The organism is Mesorhizobium sp. M0676, assembly GCF_040320535.1.
In the GTDB taxonomy this organism is placed as follows: domain Bacteria; phylum Pseudomonadota; class Alphaproteobacteria; order Rhizobiales; family Rhizobiaceae; genus Mesorhizobium.
Genome location: NZ_JAMYPU010000058.1, coordinates 1 through 13,237, shown reverse-complemented (window position 1 = coordinate 13,237; position 13,237 = coordinate 1). Strand labels below are relative to the sequence as shown.

Below are 13,237 nucleotides of genomic sequence, written 5' to 3'. Positions count from 1 at the left end.
CGACGCCTTGCCACGCTTCACCGCCGAGGAGTGCTCAAACTACTTCTGCGCCGCAGGATGCCTGAGTGATCAGATTCTGCTCTAGGTGTCGGATTTCGCACATAGGCGTCTTCAATTGGACACAGCAAACGATCTGTAACGTGGCGCAGTCGACGGGAGGTTGCCGGATGATCAACCATCTAAAGTATTAGACGGGTGTGATATCGATCTATTTACGAATTCCGAGCCGGTCAAACAAGATTTAAAATCTTGAGGAAATAAAGGGGAACCGCTACGTCATCACCTTCTAGCTTAGGTGGTCGCCCGTGAAGAAAACCATTTCGGCACCGGCGTTGAAGGCGAGCCCCGTTTCAGAGCCTATTCCGGATGAGCTGCGGAGGTCAGGCTAGATGGGTGGACCGGTGACGCTGGAGCGGTTGCACGCAGCCGCCAGGATGCAGGCAATGCCTGGATGGTCAGAAGGTCCACCGCGGAGTGCAGCAGTATCCATCGCAAGCGAGTGCCGAAAAGACATGGGGTGAGATGGATTGGGCGCCAGCCCAGGCGTGCTCGACGATGTTGTCGTCATTCCAACAATACCTCGGTCGCCGAGGCTATCCTGCGCGCCAGCGGCAACAGTCTTGCTGCCGTGCTCGTTGATGTCATGCCCAATCGCGCCGGCCTCGTGCCGGCAAAGCCCGAATATTCGGCGATGTTGCGGCGGGTCACGCGCGAACTCGGTGCGTTACTTATCCTTGATGAGGTCATCACCTTTCGCCTTGGCTACAATGGTGCGTGGCGTTTCGACATCGACCCGGACCTTACCACGCTCGGCAAGATTATCGGGGGCCGCTTTGCGATCGGCGCCATCGGCGGTCGTGCGGAAGTGATGTCGGTGTTCGATCCGAGCAAGGGCCAGCCGGCGGTGCCGCATGGCGGCACGTTCAGCGCCAATCCCATGTCGATGTCGGCCGGAATAGCCGCTCTGGAAGAATTGACGCCTCCTGTATTCGAGAAGCTTAAGGCGCTCGGCGATCGCTTCGATCAGGGTATTCGTGCCTGTTTCACCCGACACGGAATCACGGGGCAGGTTACCGGGCTGGGCTCGCTGCGCCGTGTTCACCTGACGGACGCACCATTGAGCGACTACCGTTCCACATTCGCCGCAGCGGATGGCGCTACGCGGGTTTCGGCGCTCGCCAAAGCGTTGTTCGACGAAGGCGTGATCATCGCGGGCAATGGGTTGATGGCGTTCTCCACCGCTATGGAAGATGCAGATATTGACGAGGTAGTACGAGCGTTCGACCGAGCATTGCTGCCACTCGCATCATGATGGCGGCAGGAAACTCCAGAACAGTTGAGGAGCAGCTTATGAAGAGGCACAGGGTCGACGTGACCAATGCTGGGGAGCGGCATCGGTTATTCCCGGGCGGTGCGCGCCGGAAACATTATTGTAATATCGGGAACATCCGCCTCTGGACCCGATGGCATACTTCACCCTGGCGACGCGGAACAGCAAACCATCGTGGTTCTGGAGCGCATTGGCGCGGCGCTGCGCGAACTCGACGCTTCGATCGACAATGTCGTCGACAAGCACATTTTCCTGCGCAACATGAGCGATTGGGAAGCCGCCGGCAGAGCGCACGGCTCCGTCTTCGGCGAGATTCGACCGGCAACGACTATGATCCAGGCTGGAGCGCTCATCGACGATGGCCTTCTCGTCGAGATTGCCGCCAGTGCCATCCTCGCAAGCTGAGAGAGAAGCCTGATGTCGAAGGACACCATCATCACTTGCCTGGCGGGCCACCCTCGACGATCTCGTCGGGCGCGGCTTGCGCCGACCTGAGTTCCTCATCGTCGACGGCGCGCCCGGACTGGACAGGGCGATCGCGGCCCTGCGGGACGGCGTGCCGGTTCACAAGCATAGGAATCTGCTCGCCCACGCTCCCGAGCGCCTGCACGAGGAGATCAGCGCCGATTACACCGACATGATCTACCCGGCCACGCCGGAGGAGATCGAGATCCGCCGCAAGGCGTTGCTGCGCAAATGGCGGCTCAAGTGCCGCGCGGTGGCCGATAGCCCTGGAGGAGGCCGGCGAGCGTCTCTTCGCCTTCACCCGGCTGCCGCCGAGCCAATGTAAAAGCGCCAGAACAACCAACGCGATTGAGCGTCTGCATGAGGAGTTCAAGCGACGCGTCAAGACCCAGACCGTGCTGCCTTCGGCCGACACCGCGGCCATGCTGTTCTGGGCGCTGATGGTATCCGGTCAAATCTCGATGCGAAAAAATGGACGGCTGACAGACACTTCCAATCAAGCTGCTAATAGATCAGCAGATTGACCTCGCCGCTTGAACCGATAAGCTCAGCTCAACCTACCGGAGGCTGCTCCGACGAAGTCCAACACCATCCGCTACGGCACCTGGCGTCCTTGAGAGCGGCGAGAAGCAGGAGACGGACAGGGGTACCCCGCAAGGGGCGGGCATCAGTCCGCTCCTCGCCAATATCTTCTGCATTACATCCTCAATCTCTGGGCCCACCAGTGGCGTCGTCGCCATGCACACGGTTGCGTTGTGATCGTTCGTTACGCTGACGACTTCGTCATGGGCTTCGAGAAGAAGGCCGATGCAGAGGAGATACTGTTGGTCCTCAAGGCGCGGCTGGCCGGCTTTGGCCTGACGCTCCAGGAGGACAAGACGCGGCTGATCGAGTTGGGTGGTTCGCGGCCCTCTCACGACAGCGGCGTGGCGAGCGGCGGCCCGAGACCATCGCCTTTTTGGGCTTCACCCACTACTGGGGCGGACCCGGGATGGCCGGTTATCGTGAAGCACAACACGGAAGGGAAACGCCTGACGCGCAAGCTGAGGGCGCTGCGCCAGGATACTTGGTGGCTATGCACGCGCCAATGGCTGCACAGCACAGGTGGTTCGCTGCCGTTCTGCGCGGACACCAAGGCTACTACGGCAGGCCGCACAACTACCCAGCGCTCAACGGATTCCATCGGCAAATGCGCCGGATATGGCTACGGTCTGAGACGGCGCAGCCAGACAAGCCGGCGTATGGGCTGGTCGGAGTTCGAGACACTGACGGCGCGCTTCCCTGCCAACTACGCGCATCACTCAAACTTGGGCGCAAGCACGGATATGACGCGGGCTACCCTCGGGAACAGCCGGGTGCGGGACTGTGAAGGGCGAAAGCCGAATGGCTGAGCTACTCGACCACGATCTGAAGTGGGTCTGATTCCATCGCAGTATGTGAAGCCTGTGCAGCGCGGCACATTGGATGCAGCAAGACGCGAGGCAAGTGACCGGCAGGTCTAACATCGTCGCCTTTACCAACGAGCCTGATCGCGGAAGTTCTCCGCAGGGGACCAGCGTACAATCGGGTGGTGCCGGGGTTCCGATCCTTTGTTGGTGAGATTCTATCATGCTCGCGCGACAGGCTTCCGGCGATCTGCCTCGACGCCGGGGCCAAGTCTGCACTCGACACCGGCACTACGCCAGGCAAACCGTCGCCAGTCAGGATCGTGCCGCAGAACGGCGAGTAACAGGATTTTCCGGCTCGGCCAAATCAGCCCGATCGGGACTTTCACGGACGGCAAAAGTATGATCATCGACCGGCGCTCTCTCTCGTGGTCTCGATTGAAACATGTTCGGCGACGATCACCCTTTACCTGGGGTACCTGTTCTGGTGCGGAGAGGTGAGGGGGCGCTAATTTTTCCTATTCGGTCGGAAATGGTTTAATCGACCAATCGATCAGGTCGACGGCACGCTGAAGTATCGCTTTGGTCTGAGCAAGGGAGGGTGAAACGGCCATGACATAGCCTATAGAGTCCCGGTAATCGCCTTTCCTGACGATCAGCGTCTTGGCCTCAATATAAATTTTGACCTCGGCGACACCTGGTACAGCAGCCGCCCGACTGTCACCATCAATCCAATCGAGGATGCCGTCGCGATCAGGAAGTAGGGACCGCCAGATTGAAACATGCGAATGGCTTCTGCGCAAATTGCATTCATTGCCGATGACAAGCTTGATGTGCTCGGTGATGAGATCGACACCGTAAGCCAGCTGAACCGGTTGAGGATTGCCACTCATGCGCGGATTGACTTCAATAACGACTGGGCCACGCTTCGTCCACCGAAGTTCGACGGCCGTTGGCCCCCAACCAAGGCCGAGAGCTCCCAAGCAACTCTGCGAAACGTCGGTGATACGCCTATGCTCGTCATCACTCAGCGGGGCGGGGAAGGTGCCCCCACTGAAGACGAAATATGGTGCCTTGTGAAAGGTAGAGGACTCGACCCCAATGACCTCATTTCCCATCATGTGAACGGCATAAAAGGGGCCCTGTGCGAATTCTTCGACCAGCATCTTCGGGGAAGATGGCCATATGTGCTTCCCACCCAACAGATAGGTCGTATGTTCGGCTAACTCATCGACATTACGGCACAGTCGGACACCGATGCTGCCGCTGCCGACGGCTGGCTTAAGAATCACCGGCAGGCCGATTTCGGCAGCAGCGCTTTCGATCCCCATCGCATTTGCTACCAGGCGATAAGCAGGAATCGGAACGCCAGCCTCCTCGAGGAGTTTACGTTGAGCGAACTTGTCCGAGCATCGTTCAATCGATGCGGGGTTCGGTCCCGGTAGATCGAAGTGCCGGCAGAGCTTGCCAACTGTCGCGGAGATCGACTCGTCTTCGCCCGCAAAGCCGGTAATGCCAGCAATGCCGTTCGTAGCTCGGAGCCGGGAACATTCGCGAATCAGCGCATCGAGATTGTCTGTATCAACACGAATTGCCTCAACGCCTTCCGCAGCAAGATATTCGTACTGAGCCGGATCAGCCGACAGAGTAATTGGACTAAGACCAAGACGCTGGGCCGCTTGGACGTATCGCAGACCACTGCTCCTGTGACCTTCAACCAGAATGAGCGCTCTTCTTGCCATTAAGTCGACCTTTCGTTGCGCGTTGTGTGGTGGTCTGAACGTGGCGTTAGCTTTTTTAGCCGTGCATACTCAGACTTGCGGTCAACATACAATTGACAGCGATCTGCGGTCGCAAAGATTCTGCAAAATTATTTGAAGGGTACGTTGCGACTTTTGGTTACCGCGGTTTGGCAAGGTGCGTCTTGACGCCTCCGAGGGTGCCGATGTTCAAGGAACGCCAGTTTAGTCCGTCAGCCTCTGCCCTGGCATCATGGACGTCGCTGAAAATGGCGACATGATCCATCGAGTGGTCGCTGAGCACTGCATCGGCATTCCAAAGTACCGGTTCGCGGCTTAACGACAATCGACCAGGCGATACTACGCCAAAAGCTCGAATCTCTATCTTCCGGATTTGCGCACCAAGCCCCTCGACTGCGGGGAGCCAAAGACAGACGCCGGTTCATCCGTGCCTTCAAGGTCCGCAAAATTGATGTGTCCGCATCAGCGGCCATCCTATCCGCGTCGTCAGTCTCACCTGCCCGCCTCCCTGCAGGTGTTTGGCTACCCTATCGAGCGGAGCACTCCAATGTGAGGCCGAAAGCCAATAGCCGAGGCGACCACGATCCATGACGTCAGCCGAGACGTCACGCCGGTTTCGCCCGGGTGAGATCAACCCACTAGGGCTGGTAGGATGCGGTGCAACTGGAGACACGGTAACACTACCGCCAGCGAACAGGAGACAACAGTATGCAAGCCATACGATCGAGTTCGAGCGCGCGAGAGCCTCTGGTCTGATGCCCGATCGAAGGATATACACCACAGAATTTGGAAATACTTGCAAAGCGCCGGGATGGCGCGCTTCTTCTGGCAAAAAATGGCACCGATCAGCGATTCCCCGGCGCTTTAAGCAGGCGAAGATTTTAAGCACAGCATCTGACGAGTGTCACTGATTAAGAAATGTTGCATTGTAGTTCGTTCAACAGAGTAAAATTCTATCGACCGCCTATAATCCGGTAAACGTTAGATCGAGTTGTTACAATGAACGACAAAGCTTTGTTTCACGGCTGGATAGCTTTGCAAAGAAAAGGAGAACGTGGCTATGAGTGAAAAGGATTTGATCGACAATTTTATTCCGCCTACGGATGTTGTTAAATGCACAGCGCGCATCGGGGCCGAAATCAGGAACATCAAACTGTCGGCCGATTTGCCGGACCAAGCCATCGCTGCGATAAACAGCCTGGTGCTTGAGCATAAAGTCATCTTCTTCCGCGACCAGGGTCATCTCGACGACGCTGGGCAGGAGCGTTTTGCTGTGCGATTCGGGAAGCCCTCGCCGTATCCGGAGGGAACGACGCCGATTTTCGACATTGATTCCGCACGTGGCGATATCGGGGCTTACGTTTGGCATATCGATTGGTCCTGCATGGACGCCTATCCCAGGATTGCCGTGCTGCGAGGCGTTGTGATCCCGCCAGTCGGCGGTGACACCGTCTGGTCAAACACCGCCACCGCATATCTCGACTTACCGTTGCCGCTGCAACGGCTTGCCAACGAACTCTGGGCTGTTCACAGCTTCCCCGGATCGTATCTCAGGTCTTCTACCGAGCCCCATATTGGACCAATGATCGAGACAGAGCACCCAGTCGTACGCGTCCACCCCGAGACCGGGGAGCGCACGCTTGTGCTCGGAATTTATGTAACGCGTTTCGTTGGCATACCCAAATATGACGGCCAAAGGCTACTCGATCTATTTGAGTCTCATGTCACCGCGCAGGAAAACACGGTGCGTTGGAAGTGGAAGCAGGGTGATATCGCCATCTGGGACAATCGAGCAACGATGCATTGCGCAACCAACGATTGCGGCGACCAACGCCGCGTCGTTCGTCGCGCGACCATTGAGGGCGAGGTGCCTGTCAGTGTCGACGGCCGGTACAGCGTTGCGCGTTTCAAGTTCGTTGGGCGGAAATGAGAAACTGACCCCTAACGAAAGTTAGAACTGGCGCCCCAGTGTCAGACGAGATCGATGAGGAGGAAGGCGATGGCTTGTCCTGTTTCTCGTCGGCCAGGATATGTGAGAAGGGGAGGCCGGAGGCATCGTATGGCCGAGTTGTGAAGCGGCCCTAGATATGGATCATGTCGCCGGGATGCAAGCGCTCGTACCGCACGGACCGGTTTCGGCCGGGTTGATATCGCTCAGCCGCGATAGTCAGCACCGCTGGAGAACCCGTCTGACGGTGGCAGGAGACGCCGACTCAGGCGACGCCGCAGCGCCACGACGCGCTCACGATCGACGCAGCAGTGGCCTGTGGGTATGGGCGAGCCGCGAGGAACGGTTGGCCCGGCCGGCCCGCCCTTCGGCCTCGGCGCTCGACGCAGCGTGCCACGATCTTGGCCGCCAGGCGGTAGAACGCGCCGCATGGGTTTCGGGAAAAGCGCCTTTTATCAGCGACAGCGCCATCTCTCGACGTAGCGGCGTGAGACGGGCGTTCTTGTGGCCTGTTCATTCGGACCTCCGATGGATGCTGAAGCCTCGCAACTGCCTGAACCAAAGCCTGGAACGTTAAGCGACAGCTTCGAACATCGGTCCGATGCGTACTGTTGCGTAACCGAACCACAAAATGGCAAATCATTGAGGTGAGATATGGCCACGATGTCCTCAGCTATTCCTCTGACGGGTGTCCCGTTCCCGAAATCCGAGTACGAGCGCAGGCAGCTCAACGTGCTGGCGGCAGTGGCGAGCGCGGGGCTAGACGCACTTGTAGTGACTGCCCATGGCCATCTTCGGTATCTTATTGGATATGATGGCAATGGTGGATACTTCGCACCGTTTCCTTTGATCATGGTGCCCGGTCAGTCGCCAATATTTGTTATCCGACAGTATGATGAGCAAGCGGTTCGTTCGTATAGTTGCATTGAGGAAGTGGTTACTTATACCCAGCAGCAAGATTTTAGGAAAGTGTGTGCCGATGTCCTTCGTCGGTATGGCTTGCAAAGCAAGAGGATCGGTTTTGAGCTTGGTTGCTGGAACCTAGCGGTGGCAGATGTCAATGCGCTTCAGTCGCAGCTTCCCGGCTTGAAGATCGTTGATGCGACTCGGCTGGTCTCTTCGGTGGCAGCGGTAAAGGGCGAGCTAGAACTCAAGTGCATGCGCGACGCAATGCGCACGACTGACCTAGCATTGCGAACCTTCCAAGGCTCGCTACGGGAAGGTGTTACCGAACTGGAGATGGCGGCGACCATTTCGGCGGCCATCAGGGCAGAGGCTAGGAGCGCTGGCGGGGAAGTTGGGCTTTCTGGCGGTACCATTTTGTTCGGAGAACGGACGAAGTTGCCGCATGCCCCCCCATCTCAGCATCCAATTAGTAATAACGAGCCGGCTTTTCTGGAAATCGGTGCATCAAAACACGGATACACCGTAGGGATGGTCCGGTGCGCTGTGCTTGGCCGACATCTTGAGGTTGAATCTCTACACACCTTGGCCGAGGAGGTCATTGACGTCCTCGTTGCCGCAGTTAAGCCGGGCACCTCCGCGGCGGAAGTGGACGCGGCCGGTCGTGAGGTGCTGAAGCGGTCTGGGAGAAAGGGAGTCTTTCGCCAACGAACCGGATACCAGACTGGTATTAATTGGACTGAACGTGGTGACCTGAGCTTGGAGCCAGGGGCGGAGGATATCCTGAAGCCCGGCATGACCTTGCACATTCCAAATATATTGTGCAGCGAAAATGGCTACTTATTCGGGGCTGGCGCTCACGTCTTAGTGACAGAGCGTGGTGTGGAACTATTGAGCCAAACACCACCCACGCTCTATCGCGCATGATCTCGGCCGCGAGGCCGCTAAAAAACGGGAACTTAAAATGAAATTTTGGATAAATCGCAGACGTTTCATGCAAGCGACGTCGTCGGCTATCGCGGTCGGCATACTGTCTTCCGTCGTTCGCCCGGCTTCGGCCCAATCATTGGGTGAGTTAAGGGTCACGGTGGGGGGCGGCGATGTGGGTAAAGCCACCATCGAGGCCTATATCAAACCATTCGAAGCTGAGACAGGTATCAAGGTGAGGCCGATCACCGACGATACAAACATGGGCCAGATTGAGTTGATGGTGAAATCGAGCAACGTTACGCTTGATGTTGGCTATATAGGGCAAGGTTCTGCCCTAACCTTAGCGGGAAAAGGCCTCCTCGAGCAGATCAATTATTCGATTCACAAAAAGGAAGATCTAGACGGCATCGTTGAATTTGCCAAGCAACCGTTCGGCATCGCCTCGCTCATCTATTCGTACAACATGGTTTACAATACTGAATCATCCCCTGCTAGCAAGCCGAGGCCAATAACTTGGGCCGATTTCTGGGACGTCGAAAAGTTTCCGGGCATCCGAACGATGGTGTCAGGGCAGTATGGATCGGAAGGACCTTGGGAGGAAGCTCTGCTGGCTGATGGCGTGCCCGCTGATCAACTATATCCGATGGACATCGATCGCATCTTCGTTAGCCTAGATAAGATCAAGCCGCATATCCGTAAGTGGTGGGGCACGGGCTCCGAGATCCAGCAAATGTTGCATGATAAGGCAGTCGATGTCGCGCAGTCATATGACGGGCGGACGCTTCTTCTGATCGACCAAGGTGCACCAGTCGAGATCAATCGGAATCAGGCCAAGCTACAATGGGACTATTGGGTGATCCCCAAGGGGGGTCCCAATGTGCAGAACGCGCAGAAGTTCATCGAATTTGTTACTCGCGCTGACCGCCAGGCGGCATTCTCGCAGCTATTCCCCGAAGGTCCAACCAACCGCAACGCCTTCAAGCTGATTCCGGATAAGGTCGCCCGCAAACTTCCTACCTATCCTGAATATATGAAGAGCAGCGTTTCCTTGAATGGGCAGTGGTATAATGATGTGGGGCCGGATGGCCTGACGAACACCGAACTGCTCATTCAGCGCTGGAATGAATGGGTTCTTCAATAGACCTGGATTCACTGGAGCTATTCCGGCCGAGCGAACGGTCACGTCGCTCGGCTTGACCCGGAGATGAATGGCTCCAATGCTATCCCCGCTTTTTGGCAAACTTGGGGATTGCGCATAAGGGCTCGAAAAACTGGCTGGATGCAGGGGTTCTACCCCTCTATTCCGCGTCGAGTTGGACCGAGCAGCTACGGTAATAGCAAGTGTCCGTCAGCGGTCGGATCGTGTTGGAGGCGCGACAGTGAACATGCATGCACCCCGCGTCCCAAACTCAGAGGATGCCGCGTTGGAGAAAAGCCCCGTTCTGCCGCAGATTGAATTCCGCAGCGTCACTAAGACCTACGGGAAGGTCACGGCGGTCAGAGATTTGTCACTGACAGTTAGTCGTGGGGAATTCCTAACCATTCTCGGTCCGAGCGGTTCGGGCAAAACTACAACCTTGATGCTGCTCGCCGGCTTCGAGGCCCCGACTGCCGGTGATATCTTGATCGCTGGGCGTTCCGTCGCCGCAGTGCCCTCCTATCGGCGCGATCAAGGCATCGTTTTCCAGAGCTATGCGCTTTTTCCGCATCTCACGGTGACACGGAACCTGGAGTTCCCGCTCGAAATGCGCGGCATAAACGCTGCTGAGAGGACAACACGGGTCCGCCGCATGCTGGAGCGCGTGCACCTCAATGATTTTGGTGGCCGTATGCCGTCGCAATTGAGCGGTGGCCAGCAGCAGCGCGTGGCGCTCGCCCGCGCGCTGATCGCAGATCCGCCCTTCCTCTTGCTTGACGAACCGCTCGGCGCCCTCGATCGTAACCTCCGCGAGCAGATGCAGATTGAGATGAAGAGCCTCCACAAAGAGTTCGGCATCACCACGGTCTGCGTTACGCACGACCAGGAGGAAGCGCTCACCCTGTCGGACCGCATCGTCGTCATGCGCGCGGGCCGGATTGAGCAGACCGACAGTCCCGAGGCCCTCTACGACCGGCCGGCAACACGCTTCGTGGCAAAATTCTTGGGTGAGGCCAACTTCTTCGAAAATCCCAACTTCAAGATTGAATCCAGTGCAGAGCAGCCGTCCGGCACCGTGGCTATGATCCGGCCCGAACGTATCCGCATTGTCGCTACTGATGCGCGGAAGCGCGGCTATGCAGACCTGCGCCAGTCCGTTACGGGCATCGTCGACGACATGATTTATGCCGGGCCATTGCGGAAATACCATGTGCGCGTCGGTGGCAGCGTTTTCATCGTGCGTGAACATGTCGCCGCAGGGCAGCCGATCTTCCGACCCGGCGACGGAGTATGCCTCAACTGGCTACGGTCCGACATTCGCTTTGTCGCGACGTAACGCACCAGGAGCGTAGACGTGATGAAGACCTTTCAAAAAATGGGCCAAATGCCAATTGGGCTCACCGTACCGGCCTTCGCCATCCTGCTGGTAGTATTCGGAATACCGATCCTCCATCTGTTCCTGACCAGCATCAATGCGCCGGTCTTTTCGGCAACCAACTATTATATGTTTTTTCGCCAACCGGCGAACGTCCGCGTGCTCTTCCAGACCATCGAAGTGAGCGTCGTGGCCACCGTCATCTGCCTCATCGTCGGCTATCCCACAGCCTATCTGATCGTAACCGCCTCGATGAGCGTGCGCGTAACCCTCATTGGCCTCGTCATCATCCCCTATCTTACCAGCGGGTTGGCCCGTACATATGCGTGGATTGTCATTCTCGGCGATCGCGGCGTGATCAACAATTTGTTACTCCACCTCGGGGTGATCCACAGCCCGCTGCAGCTCATCTACAACACCAGGGCCGTCTATATTGGCATGGTGCACATCATGCTGCCGCTGATGATTCTGCCTCTGGTTAGCGCCATGATGGGCATCGACAGATCGCTGATGGCGGCGGCCCGCAGTATGGGAGCGCGGCCGCTCACAGCTTTTTGGCGGGTTTTCTTCCCGCTTAGCTTGCCGGGCGTGCGCAGTGGTTCACTGCTAGTCTTCGTATTCTGTCTGGGGTTCTATGTAACGCCAGCCGCCCTCGGCGGGTTGCGTGATGCCATGCTGTCTACCTTTATCGCGGGGCAAGTCGCGACCTCCTTCGACATCCCACGAATTGCCACCTCAGCCTTCATCCTTCTTGCCATCGCGGTTACCGTGCTTTCCATGCTAGGCCTTGACCTCGCGGGTGCACAGGGGCGCGCGCCGACACCAGCGCGGAAGTCTTGGGTCGGGCGGCTACCCGTATTTAGCGTGCTGAAGCGCTATTTTAGTGAGTTTCTCAGTCCCTATCGGGCGAAGCTATGGACGACCCACCTCTACCAGGCAGGATATGGCAGCCGCTTATCGAACATCGTCGGCGCGCTGTTCGTATTACTCGTAATGATCTACCTTCTTTCACCTGGCCTAATCGTCATTATCATGTCGTTCAGTGCCGGGGCTTTTCTGGAATTCCCACCCTCGGGCCTTTCGCTGCAATGGTACCGATCCTTCTTCGGCTATTCGTCCTGGAATGGCGCTGCTTGGACCAGCATCCAGATCGGCGTAGCGGTGGCTATCCTGTCGACTATCGTCGGGACGCTCGCGGCTTATGGCCTCAACCGCACCTGTCCCCGGCTACGCAGCTTCGTGACAATGACGATCCTGACTCCGGTCACCATTCCCGTCATCGTCGTCGGCATCGCGACCTATCTCGGACTGGTCAATCTGGGATTGATCGGCTCGAAAACTGGGATCGTCCTGGCCCATAGCATCGGTGCCATTGGCATTGTCGTCGTGATCGTATCGGCGACGCTGGCGAATTTCGATCCAACGTTGGAGCAGGCAGCCAAAAGCATGCGCGCGGGGCCTCTGCAGACTTTTATGAGGGTAACGCTTCCATTGATCCGGCCAGGGGTTATCGGCGGCGCCGTGTTCGCGTTCCTCCACTCCTTCGACGAAGTGGTCATAACATCGTTGGTTAGCGGGTATTCGATCCGTACCCTCCCACTCAAAATGTGGGAGAACATACGCAACCAGATCGACCCCACGATCGCCGCGGTGTCGTCCCTATTAATGCTTGTGCCCGTGCTTTGGCTCATTATCCTCTATCTCACGTGGTGGCGGTCCCAGCCGAGAGATCACCGCTCGCTACGGCAACTTGCGACTTGAGTTGCAGGCCTACAGGCGGCCTCGGAGGAGGTTGCCTCGATTTGCGAACTGCCCAAACCCGCCGATCCATGGGTGAACACGGCTGCGGCAAGTTCACTCTCGCACGATCTGTGGAGCCTATCGGCCCTCGGTTCGGCGCGCTATGCAAAGCGCCCTTCGGTAGTGTGCTGAGAGTTCTGCAAATTCGCTGAGAGGGGGCGGTCATGGCAGGCTGGTGATTGTTCACGTCACCTGATTCCCGC

The 13,237-nt window shown here is 57.5% G+C and carries 9 protein-coding genes and 1 pseudogene; 9 read left to right on the top strand and 1 reads right to left on the bottom strand.

What is annotated here, in order from left to right; genetic code table 11:
* The first annotated feature begins 643 nt into the window (after positions 1–643).
* The 4 genes and pseudogenes from NKI35_RS30730 to NKI35_RS30715 all read left to right on the top strand — a co-directional run bounded on the left by NKI35_RS30730 (position 644) and on the right by NKI35_RS30715 (position 3,186).
* The gene (locus tag NKI35_RS30730) at positions 644–1,312 is read left to right on the top strand and encodes an aminotransferase class III-fold pyridoxal phosphate-dependent enzyme (protein WP_352742520.1); all 669 of its coding nucleotides are present in this window, start codon (positions 644–646) and stop codon (positions 1,310–1,312) included.
* Between the two features lie 66 nt (positions 1,313–1,378).
* On the top strand, positions 1,379–1,735 hold the full coding sequence (locus tag NKI35_RS30725) for a RidA family protein (RefSeq protein WP_352742518.1): 357 nt from the start codon (positions 1,379–1,381) through the stop codon (positions 1,733–1,735).
* Between the two features lie 28 nt (positions 1,736–1,763).
* Positions 1,764–2,332, top strand: a pseudogene (locus NKI35_RS30720) (transposase); the annotation flags it as partial.
* 155 nt (positions 2,333–2,487) lie between these two features.
* Positions 2,488–3,186, top strand: coding sequence for a reverse transcriptase domain-containing protein (locus NKI35_RS30715; RefSeq protein WP_352742523.1), 699 nt, complete (start codon positions 2,488–2,490; stop codon positions 3,184–3,186).
* Positions 3,187–3,698: 512 nt separating this feature from the next.
* On the opposite strand, the gene NKI35_RS30710 is transcribed toward NKI35_RS30715, so the two are convergent.
* The gene (locus NKI35_RS30710; RefSeq protein ID WP_352742516.1) at positions 3,699–4,922 is read right to left on the bottom strand and encodes an ATP-grasp domain-containing protein; all 1,224 of its coding nucleotides are present in this window, start codon (positions 4,920–4,922) and stop codon (positions 3,699–3,701) included.
* Between the two features lie 1,078 nt (positions 4,923–6,000).
* Between NKI35_RS30710 and NKI35_RS30705 the strand changes: the two genes are divergently transcribed.
* The 5 genes from NKI35_RS30705 to NKI35_RS30685 all read left to right on the top strand — a co-directional run bounded on the left by NKI35_RS30705 (position 6,001) and on the right by NKI35_RS30685 (position 12,995).
* Positions 6,001–6,870, top strand: coding sequence for a TauD/TfdA dioxygenase family protein (locus tag NKI35_RS30705; protein ID WP_352742514.1), 870 nt, complete (start codon positions 6,001–6,003; stop codon positions 6,868–6,870).
* 681 nt (positions 6,871–7,551) lie between these two features.
* Positions 7,552–8,718: a M24 family metallopeptidase gene (locus NKI35_RS30700; protein ID WP_352742512.1), complete on the top strand. Its 1,167-nt coding sequence runs from the start codon at positions 7,552–7,554 to the stop codon at positions 8,716–8,718.
* A 37-nt stretch (positions 8,719–8,755) separates the two neighbouring features.
* Positions 8,756–9,862, top strand: a complete 1,107-nt coding sequence (locus NKI35_RS30695) for an ABC transporter substrate-binding protein (protein WP_352742510.1) — start codon at positions 8,756–8,758, stop codon at positions 9,860–9,862.
* A gap of 244 nt (positions 9,863–10,106) precedes the next feature.
* Positions 10,107–11,195 (top strand): ABC transporter ATP-binding protein, encoded by a 1,089-nt coding sequence (locus NKI35_RS30690; RefSeq protein WP_502897194.1) that lies wholly within the window; start codon positions 10,107–10,109, stop codon positions 11,193–11,195.
* A gap of 21 nt (positions 11,196–11,216) precedes the next feature.
* Positions 11,217–12,995: an ABC transporter permease subunit gene (locus NKI35_RS30685; RefSeq protein ID WP_352742521.1), complete on the top strand. Its 1,779-nt coding sequence runs from the start codon at positions 11,217–11,219 to the stop codon at positions 12,993–12,995.
* Positions 12,996–13,237: the final 242 nt, after the last annotated feature.

Excerpts from the sequence above, each read along its gene's own strand:
- NKI35_RS30730 (WP_352742520.1), top strand. The coding sequence starts at position 644 with ATGCCCAATCGCGCCGGCCTCGTGCCGGCAAAGCCCGAATATTCGGCG.
- NKI35_RS30725 (WP_352742518.1), top strand. The coding sequence starts at position 1,379 with ATGCTGGGGAGCGGCATCGGTTATTCCCGGGCGGTGCGCGCCGGAAAC.
- NKI35_RS30710 (WP_352742516.1), bottom strand. The coding sequence starts at position 4,922 with ATGGCAAGAAGAGCGCTCATTCTGGTTGAAGGTCACAGGAGCAGTGGT.
- NKI35_RS30705 (WP_352742514.1), top strand. The coding sequence starts at position 6,001 with ATGAGTGAAAAGGATTTGATCGACAATTTTATTCCGCCTACGGATGTT.
- NKI35_RS30700 (WP_352742512.1), top strand. The coding sequence starts at position 7,552 with ATGTCCTCAGCTATTCCTCTGACGGGTGTCCCGTTCCCGAAATCCGAG.
- NKI35_RS30695 (WP_352742510.1), top strand. The coding sequence starts at position 8,756 with ATGAAATTTTGGATAAATCGCAGACGTTTCATGCAAGCGACGTCGTCG.
- NKI35_RS30690 (WP_502897194.1), top strand. The coding sequence starts at position 10,107 with ATGCATGCACCCCGCGTCCCAAACTCAGAGGATGCCGCGTTGGAGAAA.
- NKI35_RS30685 (WP_352742521.1), top strand. The coding sequence starts at position 11,217 with ATGAAGACCTTTCAAAAAATGGGCCAAATGCCAATTGGGCTCACCGTA.